Raw genomic sequence first — 18,597 nt, 5'->3', positions numbered from 1 at the left:
GTGGCACGCGCCCTGAAACGCACACTCCGGCGGTGGCTCTATATCAGCCATCGCTGGGTCGGCATCATCACCTGCCTGTTGTTCGCCATGTGGTTCATGTCCGGCGTGGTGATGATGTACGTCGCCTTTCCCGGCCTTTCCGACAAGGAAAGGCTGGCAGCGCTTCCCGACATTCAATGGGAGAAGGTGGCGCTGTCGCCGGACGACGCGATGAAGGCGGCGGGCGCCACGCGCTATCCGCGCGATCTCCGGCTTTCCATGCTGGCCGACGAGCCGGTGTATCGGATCACCGGCTGGGACGGCAAGCGGCAGGCGATTTCCGCAGCCGACGGCCGCGTCATCACGGACGTTTCCGAACGGCAGGCGCTCGCGGTCGCGCAACATCATCCCGCGAGCAGATCACCGCAACTCGAAGACATCATCGATCGCGACCAATGGAGCGTAACGGCCCGGTACGATCCGCTGCGACCGCTCTACCTCATCGGGCTCGGCGACAATGCCGGCACCAAGCTCTACGTCTCCTCGCGCTCCGGCGAGATCGCGCTCGACACCAATCACACCGAACGCGTCTGGAACTGGCTCGGCTCGATCCCGCACTGGATCTACCCGACAGTATTGCGCAAGGACGGGCCGTTGTGGCGGCTGGTCGTGCTTTGGATATCCGGCATTTGCCTGATCATCGGCGTCACCGGCATCTGGATCGGCATCCTTCGCGTGCGGCTGAAGCGGCGCTATGCGAGCGGCAGGATCACGCCCTATCGTGGCTGGATGGCGTGGCACCACGTCACCGGCCTGGTCGCGGGCATCTTCGTGCTGACCTGGACGTTCTCCGGTTGGCTTTCGCTCAACCCCGGCGAATATTTCGCAAGTCGCAACACGACGGGCGAGGTGCTGCAGCGCTATGCCGGCCACGATGCGCCGACGATTGCGACGAAGCTGCCAACGCCGCAATCCGCCGCGGTCGAAGCGCGTTTTGTCTGGCTCGATGGCAGCCCGATGATCGTCGCCGCAGCGCGCGATGGCACGCAGCGGCCGCTGGATGTGACCTCGGGCCAGACGACGGCGATCCCGCAGGATCGCCTTTGGACTGCCGCAGCGAAACTGCTGCCGCAAGCCCGCTTGGCGGAACGGATGGTCCTCGAAGAATACGACTCTCACTGGTATGCGCATCATCACGACCGCGAGTTGCCGGTGCTGCGCGCCGTGTTTGATGATGATGCTAGAACATGGTTTCACATCAGCCCCGTCACCGGCGACATCGTTGGCCGCGCGGACAGCAGCCGTCGCACATATCGCTGGCTGTTCAACGCGCTGCACAGCTTCGATTTCCGCCTGCTGCTGATGCATCGCCCGGCCTGGGACATCGTTGTATGGCTGCTGTCGATCCTTGGCACCATCGTCTCGGTGAGCGGTGTCGTCGTCGGCTGGCGTTATCTGCGCCGCTGAAGCAAACCCACTTCGAACGAGTATGATAGCGACGCGGTCCGATTGGCCGGTCGCCGCAGGTTCCGGACGGCGAGCGCGAGCGCAGCGATCATGCGACGAACCGCAAAGCTGTTCCGCCGTCTTCTCGCCCCCATTGTCATTCAGGGAGCTGGGCGGGGCAGCGTTATAGTGGGCAAAGTTCCCGAGGGTTCCGTGTGATCGTCCGACGTTTTCTGCAACGCGACTCCCGTCATTCTGTTTCGCGCCGCGCCCTCCTCGGCGGACTTGTGTCGGCAGGGAGTGCCCTTGCGCTCGGCGGATGCGCCGGCCTCGGCGCGACCGGCGCACGCTATGACGCATCGTCCCTCTCCGTCGATCCCACGTTGCTGGTCGCGACCACGCGCAAGCGCGTGAACGGCGGTCGCACGAAACCCTGGTTCGGGCCCGAGCGCGCAACGAGCATGACGATCGCGCGGGCCAGGCTGGTGGCCCCGGACGAGAGCCGTCTTTCTCTCGCCTCAGTTGGACTCGGGGATTGGCGTCTGGATCGCGTCGAACCGGTGTCGGCCGACGCCGGCGATCTCGCCGCGCTGGCCGACGGAGGGGACGTGCTGATCTATGTGCACGGCTTCAAGCAGACATTCGAGACGGCGGTGCTGGATGCCGCCCATCTCTCCGACGGAATCAAGTTCCGCGGCCGGACCATCGCGTTTTCCTGGCCCTCCAGGGCAGGATTGTTCGACTACGCCTATGACCGCGACAGCGCGATGTGGTCTCGCGACGATTTCGAACGCGTGCTGTCGGCGCTGGTGTCGGCTCCGGGCAGCGGCCGCGTGCACATCGTTGCGCACAGCATGGGAACCATGCTGACGCTCGAAGGCCTGCGCCAGCTCCATGCGCGATACGGCGACACGGTCACCAGCAAGATCGGCGCGGTGGTGTTTGCCGCGCCCGACATCGACATGGACGTGTTCTCGTCGGCGATCCAGCGCATCGGCCCGCTCGCCGGCAAGATCACCGTGATCGCGGCGACGAACGATCGCGCACTGGCGCTGTCGGGACAGATCGCAGGTGGAATGACGCGGGTCGGCGCCGCCGAGAAGGCCGCCATCGCGCGGCTCGGTGTGCGCGTCGTCGATGCGTCAGCGGAAGGCTGGGGCATCATCAACCACGACCTGTTCCTGTCGAACGCGGACGTGCAGCAGGTGATCCGCCGCTCGATCGACGGCACAACGGCGTGAGAGAATCCCCGCACGGGGGCCATTCTACGCGATCAGACGCTGCACCAAGGCCGACTCGCTCGAATACGTCAGGAGTGCCTCGTGGGTCGCCCGGGTCACCCCGACATAGGTCAGCCGGACACATTCCTCGACGGTCTCGCCGTGGCGGCCGAGCAGGCCCAATCCGGCAATGGCGACGCAGGGAAACTCCAGGCCTTTCGCACTGTGCATGCTCAGGAACCGCACGGCCACCCGCTTGACCGAGACTCTGTTGCGATTGTCCTTGGCCATGTCGATCGGCGCGTCGTGCCGGGCGAGGATCTGCGCGACCCGTCCGCCGATCCAGTGCTCCGGGTAGAGACACGCCATCTGCGACCACTCGTAGCCGGCTCTTTTCCGGTCGAGAAACCACTCGGCGACGCAGTGAGCTTCCGCGTCGATGCTCACACACCGCCGCACGGCCGGCTCCAGTCCCTGCCGGCCCGCATCTTCGGGCAACAGAATGGCGTGCTCGTCGTCGGCCGTGATGCCCGGCGCGCCAATGACGTCGGCAGCGAAGCGTCTGGCGAAGGCAACGATTTGCGCCGTGTTGCGGTAGTTGACCTTCAACACGGTCGTTCTGCCCTTGGCCTCGATCCCGAGCTGACTCCACACCGGGCGCTCACGTCCCTTGTAGATGGCCTGGATGTCGTCGTAGACGACCATCAGCGCCTTGGTGCGCGGGTTCACCATCCTGGCCGCAAGCGCGAGCCATTGCGGCTCGAAGTCGTGAGCCTCGTCGATCAGGACAGCGTCGTACTGCTCCGCCGGGATATGGCCTTGATCTACCGCCTTCACGACCTCTGAAACGCTCGCAGCCAGTCGCTCTGCGTAATCCGGATAGTCTCGTTCGGATGGAGCGGAAATCCCGTAAGTCCGCAGCATCCGGTAACACCATGAATGGAAGGTGAGAACCTGAACGCGGTCCTCCACGCCCCTGCTCTGCATGGCATCCTCAAGTCGCCCCGCGATGCCATTGGCGTAACACAGGATGAGCACCGGCTTCGCCGCCGCACGCGCCAGATACTCGGCTCGAAAGGCCAGGATCAGCGTCTTGCCCGATCCGGCGACGCCGCGAATGATTCGATGCCCTTCTCCCAGACTGCGCGCGAACTGCTCCTGATGCAGATCCATGACTGCAAGCGTCCGGTCCGAAGGATCGGCCCGGGGCGCCTCGTCCAGAGGCAGGGCAATCTGTCGTATGCGGATCTCCGGGAAGAGCAGCGCCCGCAGGCGGTCGAACTGCGGCATGGACAGCGGCTCTCCGAGACGCGGATGAACCATGCGCCACAATCCGGTCCGGAATTCTTCGGGATCCGCGCCCTCCGTCATCTCGTCCTTGAACAGACATAGATGCTCGGCCAGCACCTCCTTGAGATTGGTCTGATCGAACTGCTTGCGCGTGATGTTCGTGAATACGGCCCCGAAGCCGAACGGAAAAATGGCCCGGCCCGCGAAGCGATGACCGGGCGGAAACAACAATTGTCCGTCGCGCTCCAGCGTGCGCACGACCTCGAACGTATACTTGCGCGCCTGCTCGAGGGGATTGCTCTGCCGTACGACACCACGATTTGTCAGCAACTCGACCTTCGTCTTGTCCGCCGAAACAATCGTCTCCAGGCGCCAGTCCTTCACCTCGAGCACGAGCAGACCGTTCACGGGATGAACGACAATGAAATCCGGATGCCGGTTGAGGGGGCCAACAGGGAGGTTGTGCCAGACGACAGCGTTGTCTTCGAGGAAGTCCTTGAGTCGTTCCGCCAGTCGTAGCTCCCCACGGCTGTCGAAGCGCGCGAAGCCGAGACTCGGGATCAGGATTGCCATGTTGCGACCGCGAGCGCCATTGCGGACCACCCTGTGAGGCCAGTTGCGTAGCAGGGGGTCTTTCCAGGCACACATGGTTGCCTAGAGTGTGCAGGTTTTCAATGGCTTAGGATTTTTCTGGCGCTCCCTAGGGGAATCGAACCCCTGTTTCAGCCTTGAGAGGGCCGCGTCCTAACCGCTAGACGAAGGGAGCGTAAGGGCAAGCCAATAGCCTCGAAATTTGTCCGCCGCAAGGACCCCGACCGGCCTTTTACGGCTCATTGGCAAATTTCAGCTTTCCGGCCGGCCTCAACGTGCGCGCGTCGAAGGTGCGGATCTCGGTGACCCCGCCGACGTCCAGCGTGACCACGAGGCGGTCGCCGGCAACCCCGATCGAGACGATCCTGGCACCCTTCGGCAGGGTGGCGGTGACGTCGCCCACCGCCTCGGGCGCCCTTCCCTCCGACTTGAAAAGGCGGTAGCCCACCGCGATCAATACGGCGCAGATCGCCAGCGCCGTGGTCAACCCCGCGATCAGCATCATCCGCCGCACCCGCGCGAACAGCGCGGCCTGCTCGGGGGTCGGTTCGGGAACAGCGGTATCAGACGTCGTCATGGAAAGTCTTGGCCCTAAGAGTGTCGGCTCTGCGCAAAGGTTGGAGGTCGTGGTCGCCGGCGACGAGGGCTCGACCCGGCTCGACCGCGTGCTGGCGGCGCGCCTGCCGGAGCTGTCGCGATCGAGGCTGAAAGCCCTGATCCTGGCGGGCGCGGTGCACCTGAAGGCCTCCGCGGTCCGCGACCCCGCTTATCACGTCGCATCCGGCGATACGATCATAATCGACGTGCCGGAGGCGGCTCCGCCGGAGCCCAAGGGGGAGGATATCGCCCTCGATATCGTGTTCGAGGACGACGACATCGTCGTCATCAACAAGCCGAAGGGCCTGGTCGTGCACCCCGCGGCCGGGCACGAGACCGGCACGCTGGTCAACGCGCTGATCGCCCATTGCGGCGCCTCGCTGTCGGGCATCGGCGGGGTGCGCCGGCCCGGGATCGTGCACCGGCTCGACAAGGACACGACGGGGCTGATGGTGGTCGCCAAGAACGACCTCGCCCATGCCTCGTTGACGGCGCAATTCGCCGACCACGGCCGCACCGGCGCGATGCGGCGCGGCTACATGGCGTTCGCCTGGGGCCTGCCCGGCCGGCACCGCGGCACCGTCGATGCGCCGATCGACCGCCACCCGCATGCGCGGGAGAAGATGGCGGTGCGCCAGGGCGGCCGCGCGGCGGTGACGCATTGGGAGATCCTGGAGAGCTTTGCCGGGCGCGACGGCAATCCGGTGGCCGCCCTGCTCGCCTGCGAGCTCGAGACCGGCCGCACCCATCAGATCCGCGTCCACCTCGCCCATATCGGCCACCCGCTGCTGGGCGACCCTGTCTATGGCCCGCATTTCAAGACCAAGGCGAACCAGCTCGGCCCCGAGGCGCAGGCCGCTTTGGCGGCGCTGGGGCGGCAGGCCTTGCATGCCTACCTGCTGGTATTGGAGCACCCGAGGACAGGAGAACTTCTGCACTGGGAGGCGCCTCTGCCGGAGGATTTGCTCCTCCTGGAACGAGCGCTCAAAGCGGCGCTATGACGCAGGCCCCTTCAGAAACGCTTTACATTACAAAAAGTTATAGCTGCCACACGGGGACGTGACGTCAGCAATCCTTCCCTTTTCGACCCCCGATGGGGTATATTGCGCGTGCGTTGAAATGACCAACGCGGAACATCGCAGCTACGGCCGGCTTTAACACAGCGGTCGTCTGCCTGGCCCGCCGCTATCGGGGGCCTGAACCTTTTGGAGGGCGCACTATGGCCCGTACCGCTGCTTTGCCGGTCCTCAATGGAGAATCCGGCCTTTCTCGCTACCTCGCCGAGATCCGCAAATTCCCGATGCTGGAACCCCAGCAGGAATACATGCTCGCCAAGCGTTGGCGCGAGCATGACGATCGCGACGCGGCGCACCAACTCGTCACCAGCCACCTCCGCCTCGTGGCCAAGATCGCCATGGGCTATCGCGGCTACGGCCTGCCGATCTCCGAGGTCGTCTCGGAAGGCAATGTCGGCCTGATGCAGGCGGTGAAGCGTTTCGAACCCGAGAAGGGGTTCCGTCTCGCCACCTACGCCATGTGGTGGATCAAGGCGTCGATTCAAGAGTACATCCTGCGTTCCTGGTCGCTCGTGAAGATGGGCACCACCGCGAACCAGAAGAAGCTGTTCTTCAACCTGCGCAAGGCGAAGAGCAAGATCAACGCGCTGGACGAGGGCGATCTGCGCCCCGACCAGGTGAAGTTGATTGCCAAGCGCCTCGGCGTCACCGATCAGGACGTGATCGACATGAACCGCCGCCTCGGCGGCGATGCGTCGCTCAACGCGCCGATCCGCGACGACGGCGAAGCCGGCGAATGGCAGGACTGGCTGGTCGACAATACGCCCAACCAGGAGGCCATGCTGGCCGAGCACGAGGAATATGACGAACGCCGTGAAGCGCTGAACGGCGCGATGGGCGTGCTCAACCCGCGCGAACGCCGCATCTTCGAGGCCCGCCGCCTCGCCGATGAGCCGATGACGCTGGAAGACCTCGCTGCCGAGTTCGGCGTGTCGCGCGAGCGCGTCCGCCAGATCGAGGTCCGCGCCTTCGAGAAGGTGCAGTCCGCGGTCAAGGGCACGATCGCAAGGCAGGAACAGGCCGCGCTGGAAGCCGCGCACTAAGCGGGGCTTCGCCGCGGAGAGAAATTGGCGGATCGATCGAGACGAAAAGCCGGCGGCAACGCCGGCTTTTTTGTTGCGTGCTTGAGGCCAGCTCGAGTGATGGACCTCAAAGCGCAACGCCAAGCTTCGGCGTCGTGCCCCAAGCTTGACCGGAGCGGTGCCGCTGCTCCCGTCAATGACAACTGAGGCCTACTCCCCCCACTCCCTTGCCAGCGTCGCAAGCGTGCAGCCTTCGCAATAGCGGGCGTCCTTGTAGTCGATCCAGTTGTGCGCATAGACGCGGTCAGGCGGGATGTGGTAGCGCGCGCGCAGCACCTTCACGAGGATCTGCCACGCCGCGACCTGTGCTTCGGTCGGGCCGGTCGTCACGTCGGGATAGTTGCCGGCGAACTCGACGCCGATCGAGTTGTCACGCACCACCTGGCGATAGGTCGGCCTGTTGTCGATGTATTTGTTGTCGTTGCGGTTGGCGCCGTCGCCGTGGGTCGGCACCAAATTCTCGGCGACGGCCCAATAGACCGTGCCGTCGGTCTCGACCCAGACCGTGACGCCGCGTCGGGTCGGGTTCTTCGCCTGCGCTTGCGCGCCGCCGCGCGCCGAGCCCGCAGGTCCCTCGGTCTGGTGCACGACGATGTTGCGCCAGGGTCTTGCGTTGCGGACGTCGCCCCACGGGGCCAGCCAGACGATCCTCAAGCCGGGGATGTCGGGCGTGCCGGAGGCGCGCGCGAGCTTTGCGAGCTCGGCGTCCTGGGCAGCGGCAGCAGCAGCGGCGGCAATCAGAAAAAGAGCGGCCAGAACGGCCGCGAGCAGGCGAGCAATCATCATGCGGGATCCATCACGGTCCCCGATGTAGCACGGCTCTACGCGAATGTGCGCCGGCTTTGGTCCGCGCCGATCGGCTCGGGCGAGAGCGGCGGAGCCGGATCGTAGACGGCAAAGTCGTTCTTGCCGTTCTTCTTGGCGGCATAGAGCGCGTGGTCGGCATTGGCCATCAGGCGGTCCGGGAATTGGCCGATGCCGCGATCCCACTCCGCGACGCCGATCGAGATCGCGATCGGGATCTCACTGCCGGTACAGGCCTCGGCATCCCGACGGCAGACCTCGAGCACGCGGCGGGCGATCGCGGCGGCCTCGCGCAAGGACGAGGACGGCAGCACGACGCAGAACTCGTCGCCGCCGGTGCGGGCGAGCATGTCGCCGGGCCGGAGGCGCGTCTGCGCCATCAGGGTGAAGTGCTTCAGGCAGGCATCGCCGGCGGCATGGCCGTGGGTGTCGTTGATGGTCTTGAAGCCGTCGAGATCGATCACCAGCAGCGAGAACGGCCCACCGCTGCGCTCCGAGCGGGCGCATTCCTCGGTCAGGCGCTGCAACAGATGCCGCCGGTTGGCGACGCCGGTGAGATCGTCGAGCAGCGCGAGGTCGGCGACCTCGTTGCGCAGCCGGTCCATGGCCATCAGCAGGAAGCCGAAATTGAGCGTCATCGACAGGAACAGCAGCCCCAGCACCATGACGCCATGGGTCTGACCGCCGGCCTTCGCCGACAGATCGTGGCCGAGCAGATTGCCGATGGTGCGGACAAGGAGGATCGCGATGATGGCGAGGATGACGATGCCGGACAGCCGCGCGCCCGGGCTGACGCGGCCCTCGGGCGGCGACAGCAGCAGACGCAGCGCCAGCACCAGCGGCAGGGCCTGGCCGAACGTGTAGCTGAGCATGCGCAACTGCATGTGGTCGAAGCCGACCATGAAGACCACAACGCCGGCAAAGCTCAGGCTTCCCGCGACCGTCATGAGGCGCCACGAGACCGGCCGGTCATAGAAGCGCTGAATGCCCATGGCAGCGAGGCAGCTCGCCGCGATGATGCCGGCCGCGCCGAGCAGAAGCGGCAGGGGAGACGCGACGAACAGGCGGACCAGCGCCGTCGTCGCCCCGATCGCACCGACGAAGCACGACGCCATCCAGAACCGCGCAGCGGCAAATTTCGGATAGGACCGCGTCACGTAGGCCCAGATCACGCCGAGCGCCAGGAAGTTGACGACGAAGACGGTCCACAATGTCGGTATGTTCAGCATGACACGTGCAGCACGCGCAGCCTCGCGCCCCCCGTCCCTGGCAGCCGTCGGTCCATCACCCATCCCCGTTTTCTTGCGGGGGACAATGCGGCTGTTGCGCTTAACGGAGTCTCACTGCGATCCTTGAAAACGCGCCTTTGGTTTTGGATTCATGAACGGCGCGCGGTTGTTGCCGGATCGCTAAGCCTGCCGCCAGCGATGCTGCGCTGGCGCGGCGATGCGGATTCGCGCACCAAATTCACCCGAAAATGCATCTGAGCTGTGGATAACGCGATGACGGAGATATGACAGCGCGGGGCAGCCGGCTCCGAATCTGCTGAGTTTGTCATTGAGGATGTTGCGAGGCTGGCCCTCCGCCGAGCATCCCTCGTGTCGCGTTCCACCATTAACCCCTAAGAGGATACTATGGCTAAGAAAGCGAAGAAGGCGACGAAGAAGAAGGCGAAAAAGGCCAAGAAGGCGAAGAAGAAGTAACGAGGCTTCTGTTTCTTTGCCCGGGTGGAGTATCGCTCCGCCCGGGCGTCGGGTAACCTCGATCGGGGTTGAAGGTGGCGGGCAACAGGCCCGCTTTTTTATTTGTTGGCTTTTCGAACTCCGCTCTCTCACTCCCTGAAGAGGCACCTACCGCTCGGCGAACGCCAGCTTGGCACCGAGCGCGGCAAACCCTGCCGCAAAACTCCGCCGCAGCCAGGCCATGACGCGCGGACGGGAGATGACGCGCTCGCGCACCGAGGCGGCGCAGAGGCCGTAGAGGACGAACACCGCAAAGGTCATCGCCATGAAGGCGCCGCTCAATTCCAGCATGCGCGCCAGCACGTGAGCCTCGTCCGTTGCGATGAACTGCGGCAGGAAGGCGAGGAAGAAGATCGACAGTTTTGGATTGAGGATGTTGATCAGAAAGCCGGTGACGATGACGCGGCCGCTCGAACGCTGCTTGATCTCGCCGTCAACCGCCAGCGCCCCCGTCTCGCGCAGCGCCTGCCAGGACATGTAGAGCAGATAGCCGACGCCGCACCATTTCAGCGCGGCGAAGGCGAGCGCGCTGGTGTGGAGCACGGCGGCAAGGCCGAGCATCGCCGCCACCATGTGCGGCACGATGCCGAGCGTGCAGCCGAAGGCGGCGGCCATGCTGGCCCGCGAGCCGCGGGTCAGCGCCGCGGCCAGGGTGTAGAGCACGCCGGTGCCCGGAGAAGCGACGACGATGAGCGAGGTGAGCAGGAAGGACAGGGTCATGGTCGGACCCTACCACCGCGGCTCGCGGCGAGAAAGCGAGCCCGCGGGGCAGCCATCAGGACCGCTGGGCGATCTCGGCCTCGCGCAGCACGTCGAGCGGCGCCCAGGGTTTAGCCCAGAACTTGGCGCCATCGGGCAAGGGCTGCTTCAAGGGACGGCCGGAGGTGACGACGACATCGAGCTTCGGATTGCGGTGCTTGGCGACGTGCGCGAGCTCGACGCCGTTCATGCGGCCGGCGAGCTGGACGTCGGTCAGCATCAGACAGAGCGTGCCGGCGCTCGTGTCGAGGACGCGCTCGGCCGCCTCGGCGCTTTCGCACTGGATCACCCGGTAGCCGCTCTGTTCCAGCAGAACGCAAAGCATCTCCCGCTGCATGACGTCGTCTTCAACGATGAGCACTGTCGCGCGAAATGGTTCTGCCTGTCCCATCGGCGGCTCCCAATGCATGCCTCTACAACAGGTGTTAAAAGCCGAGGCCGGCAACGGTTCGGTCTGATTTCAAAAAAGTAATTCATGGTTCCACGATTGGGGACTCGACGGGGGGAATTCGCCGAAGGACGCCGCGCTGCGCATCATCAGGGGCATCGAGAAGAACGAACCGCGCATCCTGATCGGCAACGACGCCCGTTTCATGGACCTGTTGCCCGCGCTTCGGCCTTTGGGACGTCGTGGGCGCCGTTGCAGCGGCGGCTGGAGAAGATGGCGAAGCGGACGGGGAAGGAGTCAGGGGCGCAACAACACACGTTCACACTCCGCTGTCATTTCCCGCGAAAGCGGGGAATCCAGCGCGCCGCGGCTTCTCGATTGAACCACGACTGTCTCGGCGTACTGGATCGCCCGGTCCCGGCTCCGCCAAGGCTACGCCGAGGCCCACACGGATGCTCGGCACGCCGAAGCTTCAGCAAAGGCGGCAAGCCGGGCGATGACAGCGAGGATGACAGCGAGTATGTGGCTCCTCACTGCCCCGCCAGCCGGTCAGCGAAATACCCGATGGTCTTGCGGTAGACCACCGCTCTGTTCCACTCCCGCATCGCCTCGAAATTGGCGGTGCCTTCGCCATAGGGCTGGCCCATCTTGAAGCCGTTGGTGTGCAGGAGGTTCGCGGTCGAGGCGAGCACGTCGGGAACACTGTGGCGGAGGTCGACATGGCCGTCGCCGTCGAAATCGACGCCGTATTTAACGTAGGACGACGGCAGGAACTGGGTCTGGCCGATCTCGCCGGCATAGGCGCCGATGAGGTCGCGCAGCGGCAGGTCGCCGCGCTGCACGATCTTGAGCGCGGCGAGCAGTTCGCCCTGGAACAGATCGGTGCGGCGGCAATCATGCGCGAGCGTCGCCAGCGTGCGGATCACCGGCAGCTTGCCGGTGTCGCCCTTGCCGAAATCGCTCTCCAGCCCCCAGATCGCGACCAGGATATAGCGGGGCACGCCGAATTGCTGCTCGATGCGCGACAGCAACGTCGCGTGACGCTGCAGCATCGCGCGGCCGCCATTGATGCGGCCGGGGCCGACGCGGGTCGAGACGTACTGCTCGAAGCTCTTCTTGAAGGTGTAGCGCTGGCGCCGGTCGAAGGCGAGCACGGCGCCATCCTGCGTCACGCCGCTGAGCGCGGCATTGGTCACGCTCGCCGAGACGCCGGCGGCCTGCGCTTCCTGCGCCATGCCGGCGATAAAACTATCGAAATCACCGCCGCAGCGCGCGGCCTGCGCCGACCCGCCGGCCAGACAAATGACGAAGGCGGCGGCGAGAAGCAGTCTCGGCATGTGGAAGCAATCCCCCAAAATCCTGGCGCGAAGCAGCTGGTGATCATGCCCGGGAACGCTGCGAGCGTCAAAGCGCAAGACCTTGAAGCGCAAGACCTTGAAGCGCAAGACCTTGAGGCGCAAGGCTTGAGGCGCAAGGCTTGATCCGCATCAAACCGTCCCACGCCGTGCTTTCTAGATTGAGGCAAACAGGAGACCTCACATGACCGGAATTACCTTGACCGCCGAGCAGATCCGCAATGCCCCCGCCCCGGTGCGGCAATGGATCGAGCAGGAGGTGATCGCCGCGCTCGGCCTTGCGCCACCAACGCCGGTGGCCGCGCCGCCGCAGGCTGCCCATCTCGTCGCCTGCAACGTGGAGGACATGGCCGGCGTGCTCGAGCACATCCGCGGCGTGCTTCCTGCGGTGAACGTGCTGTTCGAGCTCGGCCGCCCCGGCATCAGCTTCGGCCGCCCCGCGGTGATGACGTTCCGCCTGATGGACATCCTGCATCACACGCGCCTGCAGGACGTCGGCCAGGTCATGACGTGCCTGGAGATGATCAACCAAGCGCTGACCGAGGTGAAGAAGGACGCGTCGGTGCGGTTCTGCGGCTTCGACAATGAGGGCCATTGCCTGATCGCCCCGCAGACGCAAGAGAGCATCGCAACGCTGTGGCAGACCATGATGGAGCGCCAGCAGGCGGCGCAGGCGAGCGAGGCGGGCCACCCGGTGGCGCCGGCGGCCTGACGGCGGGATGCGGTGGGCTTCCGAGGATTGAGTCCCAAAGGCCGCGACGCTGCCGTATGAGACGCGTGGTCCGCCACCCTCCTCTTGCGCAGCGCCGTCGCGCGATGTGTTGAGCCAGCACGAAGCGATCAACCATGTCCGACCATCAGCCCGCTCAACCACCTCGCCCCACTCTCCTGCGCATCCCCCTGTTCCGCCTGCTCGCCATCAACCTCGCGATCGGCGCCTGCGCCGCCGCGCTGCTGGTCGGCGGCCTGCTCTGGCTCAACCCCGGACATCTGCGCGAGCTGATCTTCGCCGATCGCGCGCCCGGCGTTGCGCTTCTCCTGCTGCTCGCCTCCTTCCTCATCACCTTCGGCTCGGCCGCGATGGGCAGCGCGATCATGGCGCAGGGACGCAAGGAGGACGGCGACAAGGACGGCGGCCACGGATCGCGGCTCGCCGTGCGGGAAGTGGTGCAGCGCACGCGGACAAGGTGACATGCACGTCGCACGGCGCACGCCTGTAACATCTGTTATCACGTAAGCTGCTCGCAGGCGGGAAGGCGTGCAGGCCAACGCACTTTCCTACAAGGCGAAGCGTTCTCGTTGCACTGCGAGAGCCAGCAAAATGAACAAAGTATTTCGACTGTCCAACTAACTACGTTCGAAACGCGTGACGGCGGCGCGCGTGATCGACGCATGTCTGATGCGCACGCTGCGACATCAACGCGCTCACGATTTACCTTGCCATCGTATGGCGAAGGCATTAGCATTCTATTTTAGGTTGTCGCCCTGCCAGCCCCGGCGACGCTGAAGACCAAGAATAAACGGCGGGCTTCGCGGCCCGCCGTTTATCGAGGATTCCGCATCTGATCTTGCGAAGCGCCGGGCGCTTCCCTCCTGCAAAAGGGTTTCGTCGATCCGACGGCGCGGGGAGTTCCGCGAGGCCGCGGCTCCGGGCCGACGACCGCCAAAGTCATTTGACTGCGGCGTCCTGATCGACGACAAGCCGCCATGGCCAAAAAACCCGGAACCAACCCCAAAGGCGAATTCGCCTTCTTCAACGTCGTCTATGAAGACGATTCGCAGCGCTCCAACCGCCGCGTGCCCGCCGAACTCCTCGGCGGCCTCGACGGCGACGAACCCGCCCGCGCCTTCATCATGGAGCAGGACCGCGAGATCGCCGAGAAGAGCGGCCGGCCCGCGCTGGAAATCAAGCGGATCGAACGGGTGGGGGCGAAGAAAAAGTAGGCTTTTCAGCTTCGCAATGACGAGAAGAAAAACGGCGAGCCAAGGCCCGCCGTTTTGTTCTGGATCGCTGACTACGATCAATTATCCAAGAAGCTCCGCAGCTTCCGCGACCTTGACGGATGCTTCAGCTTCCTTAGCGCCTTCGCTTCGATCTGACGGATACGCTCGCGCGTCACGCTGAACTGTTGCCCCACTTCTTCCAGCGTGTGGTCGGTGTTCATGCCGATGCCGAAGCGCATGCGCAGGACGCGTTCTTCGCGCGGCGTCAAGGACGCCAGCACGCGCGTGGTGGTCTCGCGCAAATTGGACTGGATCGCGGCGTCGATGGGGAGGATCGCGTTCTTGTCCTCGATGAAATCGCCGAGATGCGAATCCTCTTCGTCACCGACCGGCGTCTCCAGCGACAGCGGCTCCTTGGCGATCTTGAGGACCTTGCGGACCTTCTCCAGGGGCATGCCGAGCTTTTCGGCGAGCTCTTCCGGGGTCGGCTCGCGGCCGATCTCGTTGAGCATCTGGCGGGAGGTGCGCACGATCTTGTTGATCGTCTCGATCATGTGCACGGGGATGCGGATGGTGCGGGCCTGGTCGGCGATGCTGCGGGTGATCGCCTGCCGGATCCACCACGTGGCGTAGGTCGAGAACTTGTAGCCGCGGCGGTACTCGAACTTGTCGACCGCCTTCATCAGGCCGATGTTGCCTTCCTGGATCAGGTCGAGGAACTGCAGGCCGCGGTTGGTGTACTTCTTGGCGATCGAGATCACGAGACGGAGATTGGCTTCCACCATCTCCTTCTTGGCCTGGCGTGCTTCGCGCTCGCCCTTCTGCACGGAGTGCACGATCTTGCGGAACTCGACGATCTCGAGGCCGGTCAGCGCGGCGAGTTGATGCACCTCGTGGCGGAGGTCCTTGATGCGGTCCTTCTCGTAGTGAACGAAGTTCTTCCAGCCCTTGGCCGACAGCTTCGAGACGCGGTTGAGCCAGCGCGGGTCGAGCTCCGAGCCGGTGTAGTTGCGCAGGAAGTCCTCGCGCGCGACGCCGTGGCTGTCGGCAAGGCGCATCAGGCGGCCTTCATGCGAGACGAGGCGCTTGTTGATGTCGTAGAGCTGCTCGACGAGACTGTCGATGCGCGCCTGGTTGAGGCGCAGCGACTTCACCTCGACGATGATCTCGTCCTTCAGCTTCTTGTATTTGCGCTCCTGGTGCGGCGAGAGCGACTCGTTCTGGAGCTGGTTCTGGATGTCCTGCTCCTGAAGCTTGCGCAGCTTCTTGTAGCTGTCGGCGATCTTGTCGAAGATCTCGACCACCTTCGGCTTGAGCTCGGCCTCGATCGCCGCGAGCGACATCTGGTTCTCGAACTCGTCGTCGTCCATGTCGGCTTCGGCTGCAGCCTCGCCCGGATCCTTCTCCTCGCCCGCCTCGGCACCGCCGCCGGCAGGCGCGGCGCGGAACGGGGTTGGCGACGGGGGCGCGGCGGGCGGGGCGACATGCGCGGGCGCAGCGGCGGAGGAGGCGGCGGCCTCGCCGCCCTCGGCCGAAGCTTCACCGGTCTCGCCGCCGGGACCTGCGATCATCGCGGTGTTCATGCCGCCCTTGGCGTCGGGCCCGGCATAGGTCGCTTCGAGATCGATGATGTCGCGAAGGAAGATCTTGCCTTCGTTGAGCTCGTCGCGCCAGATGATGATGGCCTGGAAGGTCAGCGGGCTTTCGCAGAGGCCCGCGATCATCGCCTCGCGGCCGGCCTCGATGCGCTTGGCGATCGCGATTTCACCTTCGCGGGACAGCAGCTCGACCGTGCCCATCTCGCGCAGATACATGCGCACGGGATCGTCGGTGCGCTCGCCCGGCTCGCTCTTCTTGACCTCGGTGACGGCCTTCTGGGTGACCTCGACGAGCTCGTTATCGGTCTCGTCGTCGCCCTCGTCCTTCTCCTCCTCGCCTTCGGTGTCGTCGGCTTCGGTGACGTTGATGCCCATGTCCGAGAGCATCGACATGATGTCCTCGATCTGTTCGGGCGAGGTCTGGTCGGACGGCAGGACTTCGTTGAGCTGATCGAAGGTCACGAAGCCGCGCTTCTTGGCCTGCTTGATCATCTTCTTCACGGCGGCGTCGGACAGGTCGAGCAAGGGCGAGGGCGCGTCCTGGGAATCCTTCTCCGGCGCGTCCGCTGCCTTGTCGTCTTTTTCCTTGTCCTTCGCCTGCAGCGTCTTTGCCTTGGTGGCCATCCATTGCTCCTAAACGCGCTTCATGCGAGACGCTCGCCGCGCCTGCCTGAATTCACATGAACCTGTTGCTCGACGCTCTCGCTTCGGCAGCTCTCGACACGGAAAGGGCGGCGCACATATCTCTCGCCACCCCCAACTTTCTCTCGCCGGAATTGCCTAACGCTTCGTCAGCCTCTTTGTCGCAGCGGATGCAGGTGTAGTGCCAACAGCGATTGCGCGGATTTATTCCTGACGCGTCTGTTCTGCCTGCGGCCGCCTCTGGGCCAAAGTGCTACAAGACCGTTAAGCCTCGATTAACCCTGTTTTTGCCGCCAAACCTTGGATTTGGCGAGTCTTTTAGCGGTTCCGGCCCCGGCCGTCCGCATGATTCTTTCATCACATGCTCTTCTGGAACCGACCCGACAGCTCGCCAAAACCCTCGATCAGGGCTTCGGTGCCGTCGACTTCGCCTATCCGAGCCTTGACGTCACGCAGCCACGCCAAATTGGCCTCGCTGGGGTCCTCCCCCAAGGCCAGCTCGGCGTCCTTCAGCTCTCTAAGTAGTGAATGCCATTGCCGATGCAAGGCAACCAGCTGATGCCAGGTGGCAAGAACGTCGTCCCGTGCGGCGCCTTCGCGGGCACCCCACACCGCCGCGGTGGTGATAGAGCGTTCAACTCTTTGAAGTAGCTGGGCAAATCCACCCTTCTCGAGGTCGGAGCGCATCTTCTCCGCCTGCTCCTCCGGGTCCGGAGAATGGTGGTGGTCGTTGGCGAAGGCAGCAATGATGCCCGCCCTGAGCTTGTGAGCCTCGGGATGGGCCAGCTCCAGGGCGGCGACCTCCTCGAGATGCTCATGCAGCAGCCAGGGGTGGTTGATCAGGCATTGCAGGATCAAGGCCTCCCGGCGGGAGATGGCGCTGCGCTGGCCCTTCATGATCGGACTTGCCGCCAGCTGGGGGCTCGCCGCCTGGTAGGGACCGGAGGGGAGCGGGGTCGGACCGGGTGCGCCGCGGCGGCCGCCGCCAAAGCCTTGGCCGCCAAACCCTTGGCCGCCCCCTTGGCCGCCGAATCGATTCGCACCTGCCCTCGGCTGGAATGGCCGGCCGCCGCCGGGGCGGAAACTGCCCCGGCCGCCAAAGCCGCGCCCACCTTCGGGCGCGAAGGTGCGCTGCAGCCGTTCGACGAATTCGTCGCGATAATAGCGCCGCACCACCTCGTCGCGGATGCCGTTCGTAAGCTCCTTGATGCGCGCTTCAAGCGCGGCGCGGCGCTCGGGGGTGGCGAAATTGCCGCCTTCGAGCTCGCGCGACCAGATCATGTCGGCGAGCGGCCGCGCCGCCGCGATCACCTCCTCGATCGCGCCGCGCCCGCCGGAGCGCACGAGATCATCGGGGTCCTGCCCTTCCGGCAGCAGCGCGAAGCGCAGGCTCTTGCCCGGCGCGAGAAACGGCAGCGCGAGGTCGGCCGCACGATAAGCCGCCTTCTGTCCGGCGCGGTCGCCGTCGAAGCAGAGGATCGGCTCGTCCGCCATCTTCCAGAGCAGCGCGAGCTGGCTTTCGGTGAGTGCGGTGCCAAGCGGCGCGACGCTGCCTGCAAAGCCCGCGGTGACCATGGCGATGACGTCGACATAGCCTTCGACCACGATCAGCGTGCTGCCGTCATGGGTCGCCTTGCGCGCGGTCTGGTGGTTGTAGAGATTGTCGCCCTTGTGAAAGAGCGGCGTCTCCGGCGAGTTCAGGTATTTTGCCGGAACGTCCTTCTCGAGCGCGCGCCCGCCGAAGGCGATGACGCGGCCGCGCAAATCAGTGATCGGAAACATCACGCGATCGCGGAAGCGGTCATACGGCACGGGGATATCGTCGCCGCCAATCAACAGCCCGGTCTCGACCATGTCGTCGACGGAGACGCCGAGCTTGCCGAGATGCTCCTTCAGCGTGAAGCGGTCGGGCGGAGCATAGCCGAGGCGGAACTGCAATTGCGTTGCCGGCGAGATGGCGCGGTCGGCGAGATAGCCGCGCGCCTTGGCGCCGACGCGCGAGGCCAATGTCTCCGCGAAATACTTTGCGGCGAGATCCATGACGTCGTGCAGTGAGCGGCGCCGCTGCTCCTGCCGCGCCGCAT

16 protein-coding genes, 1 tRNA gene and 1 pseudogene are annotated in these 18,597 nt (G+C 65.0%); 8 read left to right on the top strand and 10 right to left on the bottom strand.

The window, feature by feature from the left end:
• Together IC50_RS31745 and IC50_RS31740 are read left to right on the top strand one after the other, a co-directional pair.
• Positions 1 to 1,446, top strand: coding sequence for a PepSY domain-containing protein (locus tag IC50_RS31745; protein ID WP_035714601.1), 1,446 nt, complete (start codon positions 1 to 3; stop codon positions 1,444 to 1,446).
• 194 nt (positions 1,447 to 1,640) lie between these two features.
• The gene (locus tag IC50_RS31740) at positions 1,641 to 2,666 is read left to right on the top strand and encodes an alpha/beta fold hydrolase (RefSeq protein ID WP_085974071.1); all 1,026 of its coding nucleotides are present in this window, start codon (positions 1,641 to 1,643) and stop codon (positions 2,664 to 2,666) included.
• Positions 2,667 to 2,690: 24 nt separating this feature from the next.
• Here IC50_RS31740 and IC50_RS31735 read toward each other — a convergent pair whose 3' ends face one another.
• The 3 genes from IC50_RS31735 to IC50_RS31725 form a co-directional block, all read right to left on the bottom strand.
• Positions 2,691 to 4,508: a DEAD/DEAH box helicase gene (locus IC50_RS31735; RefSeq protein WP_050991159.1), complete on the bottom strand. Its 1,818-nt coding sequence runs from the start codon at positions 4,506 to 4,508 to the stop codon at positions 2,691 to 2,693.
• Between the two features lie 118 nt (positions 4,509 to 4,626).
• Positions 4,627 to 4,701 (bottom strand) — tRNA-Glu (locus IC50_RS31730).
• A 57-nt stretch (positions 4,702 to 4,758) separates the two neighbouring features.
• Positions 4,759 to 5,103, bottom strand: a complete 345-nt coding sequence (locus IC50_RS31725) for a hypothetical protein (RefSeq protein ID WP_035714594.1) — start codon at positions 5,101 to 5,103, stop codon at positions 4,759 to 4,761.
• Between IC50_RS31725 and IC50_RS31720 the strand changes: the two genes are divergently transcribed.
• Positions 5,102 to 6,124 (top strand): RluA family pseudouridine synthase, encoded by a 1,023-nt coding sequence (locus tag IC50_RS31720; RefSeq protein WP_063826483.1) that lies wholly within the window; start codon positions 5,102 to 5,104, stop codon positions 6,122 to 6,124. The genes IC50_RS31725 and IC50_RS31720 overlap by 2 nt on opposite strands.
• Positions 6,125 to 6,342: 218 nt before the next feature.
• A complete protein-coding gene (gene rpoH, locus IC50_RS31715; RefSeq protein ID WP_035714587.1) occupies positions 6,343 to 7,242 on the top strand; it encodes an RNA polymerase sigma factor RpoH in 900 nt (299 codons plus the stop codon).
• A 189-nt stretch (positions 7,243 to 7,431) separates the two neighbouring features.
• On the opposite strand, the gene IC50_RS31710 is transcribed toward rpoH, so the two are convergent.
• The 4 genes from IC50_RS31710 to IC50_RS31695 all read right to left on the bottom strand — a co-directional run bounded on the left by IC50_RS31710 (position 7,432) and on the right by IC50_RS31695 (position 10,977).
• On the bottom strand, positions 7,432 to 8,067 hold the full coding sequence (locus IC50_RS31710; protein ID WP_035714585.1) for a peptidoglycan recognition protein family protein: 636 nt from the start codon (positions 8,065 to 8,067) through the stop codon (positions 7,432 to 7,434).
• Between the two features lie 35 nt (positions 8,068 to 8,102).
• Positions 8,103 to 9,314: a GGDEF domain-containing protein gene (locus IC50_RS31705; RefSeq protein ID WP_035714583.1), complete on the bottom strand. Its 1,212-nt coding sequence runs from the start codon at positions 9,312 to 9,314 to the stop codon at positions 8,103 to 8,105.
• 621 nt (positions 9,315 to 9,935) lie between these two features.
• Positions 9,936 to 10,547, bottom strand: a complete 612-nt coding sequence (locus tag IC50_RS31700; RefSeq protein ID WP_035714579.1) for a LysE family translocator — start codon at positions 10,545 to 10,547, stop codon at positions 9,936 to 9,938.
• A 55-nt stretch (positions 10,548 to 10,602) separates the two neighbouring features.
• Positions 10,603 to 10,977 carry a response regulator gene (locus IC50_RS31695; protein ID WP_035714575.1) on the bottom strand — a complete coding sequence of 125 codons (375 nt, stop codon included), beginning with the start codon at positions 10,975 to 10,977 and terminating at the stop codon, positions 10,603 to 10,605.
• 118 nt (positions 10,978 to 11,095) lie between these two features.
• Here IC50_RS31695 and IC50_RS43395 point away from each other — a divergent pair.
• A pseudogene (locus tag IC50_RS43395) lies at positions 11,096 to 11,256 on the top strand (acetoin dehydrogenase); the annotation flags it as partial.
• A gap of 248 nt (positions 11,257 to 11,504) precedes the next feature.
• Here the strand turns inward: IC50_RS43395 and IC50_RS31690 are convergent.
• The gene (locus IC50_RS31690) at positions 11,505 to 12,311 is read right to left on the bottom strand and encodes a lytic murein transglycosylase (protein ID WP_035714570.1); all 807 of its coding nucleotides are present in this window, start codon (positions 12,309 to 12,311) and stop codon (positions 11,505 to 11,507) included.
• Between the two features lie 202 nt (positions 12,312 to 12,513).
• Here IC50_RS31690 and IC50_RS31685 point away from each other — a divergent pair, with 202 nt between their 5' ends.
• The 3 genes from IC50_RS31685 (at position 12,514) to IC50_RS31675 (ending at position 14,273) form a co-directional block, all read left to right on the top strand.
• Positions 12,514 to 13,041, top strand: a complete 528-nt coding sequence (locus IC50_RS31685; RefSeq protein ID WP_035714567.1) for a hypothetical protein — start codon at positions 12,514 to 12,516, stop codon at positions 13,039 to 13,041.
• Between the two features lie 134 nt (positions 13,042 to 13,175).
• A complete protein-coding gene (locus IC50_RS31680) occupies positions 13,176 to 13,520 on the top strand; it encodes a hypothetical protein (protein ID WP_035714562.1) in 345 nt (114 codons plus the stop codon).
• A 516-nt stretch (positions 13,521 to 14,036) separates the two neighbouring features.
• The gene (locus IC50_RS31675; RefSeq protein WP_035714560.1) at positions 14,037 to 14,273 is read left to right on the top strand and encodes a hypothetical protein; all 237 of its coding nucleotides are present in this window, start codon (positions 14,037 to 14,039) and stop codon (positions 14,271 to 14,273) included.
• Positions 14,274 to 14,350: 77 nt separating this feature from the next.
• Here IC50_RS31675 and rpoD read toward each other — a convergent pair whose 3' ends face one another.
• Entirely contained in the window at positions 14,351 to 16,495 is a 2,145-nt protein-coding gene (gene rpoD / locus IC50_RS31670) for an RNA polymerase sigma factor RpoD (protein WP_035714558.1), read from the bottom strand.
• Positions 16,496 to 16,870: 375 nt separating this feature from the next.
• On the bottom strand, positions 16,871 to 18,597 hold a 1,727-nt coding region (gene dnaG, locus IC50_RS31665; RefSeq protein WP_035714555.1), incomplete at its 5' end, for a DNA primase.

The organism is Bradyrhizobium genomosp. I (2014), assembly GCF_000261685.1.
Lineage (GTDB): Bacteria > Pseudomonadota > Alphaproteobacteria > Rhizobiales > Xanthobacteraceae > Bradyrhizobium.
Note: the sequence above shows the minus strand (reverse complement) of the source record. Positions and strands in the feature narration are given on the sequence as shown.

Bases quoted from the DNA above. Each gene is read 5' to 3' on its own strand.
- IC50_RS31685 (WP_035714567.1), top strand. From the start codon at position 12,514: ATGACCGGAATTACCTTGACCGCCGAGCAGATCCGCAATGCCCCCGCC.
- IC50_RS31695 (WP_035714575.1), bottom strand. From the start codon at position 10,977: ATGGGACAGGCAGAACCATTTCGCGCGACAGTGCTCATCGTTGAAGAC.
- IC50_RS31675 (WP_035714560.1), top strand. From the start codon at position 14,037: ATGGCCAAAAAACCCGGAACCAACCCCAAAGGCGAATTCGCCTTCTTC.
- IC50_RS31735 (WP_050991159.1), bottom strand. From the start codon at position 4,508: ATGGCAATCCTGATCCCGAGTCTCGGCTTCGCGCGCTTCGACAGCCGT.
- IC50_RS31700 (WP_035714579.1), bottom strand. From the start codon at position 10,547: ATGACCCTGTCCTTCCTGCTCACCTCGCTCATCGTCGTCGCTTCTCCG.
- IC50_RS31690 (WP_035714570.1), bottom strand. From the start codon at position 12,311: ATGCCGAGACTGCTTCTCGCCGCCGCCTTCGTCATTTGTCTGGCCGGC.
- IC50_RS31710 (WP_035714585.1), bottom strand. From the start codon at position 8,067: ATGATGATTGCTCGCCTGCTCGCGGCCGTTCTGGCCGCTCTTTTTCTG.
- IC50_RS31680 (WP_035714562.1), top strand. From the start codon at position 13,176: ATGTCCGACCATCAGCCCGCTCAACCACCTCGCCCCACTCTCCTGCGC.
- IC50_RS31725 (WP_035714594.1), bottom strand. From the start codon at position 5,103: ATGACGACGTCTGATACCGCTGTTCCCGAACCGACCCCCGAGCAGGCC.
- IC50_RS31720 (WP_063826483.1), top strand. From the start codon at position 5,102: ATGGAAAGTCTTGGCCCTAAGAGTGTCGGCTCTGCGCAAAGGTTGGAG.
- rpoH (WP_035714587.1), top strand. From the start codon at position 6,343: ATGGCCCGTACCGCTGCTTTGCCGGTCCTCAATGGAGAATCCGGCCTT.
- IC50_RS31705 (WP_035714583.1), bottom strand. From the start codon at position 9,314: ATGCTGAACATACCGACATTGTGGACCGTCTTCGTCGTCAACTTCCTG.
- rpoD (WP_035714558.1), bottom strand. From the start codon at position 16,495: ATGGCCACCAAGGCAAAGACGCTGCAGGCGAAGGACAAGGAAAAAGAC.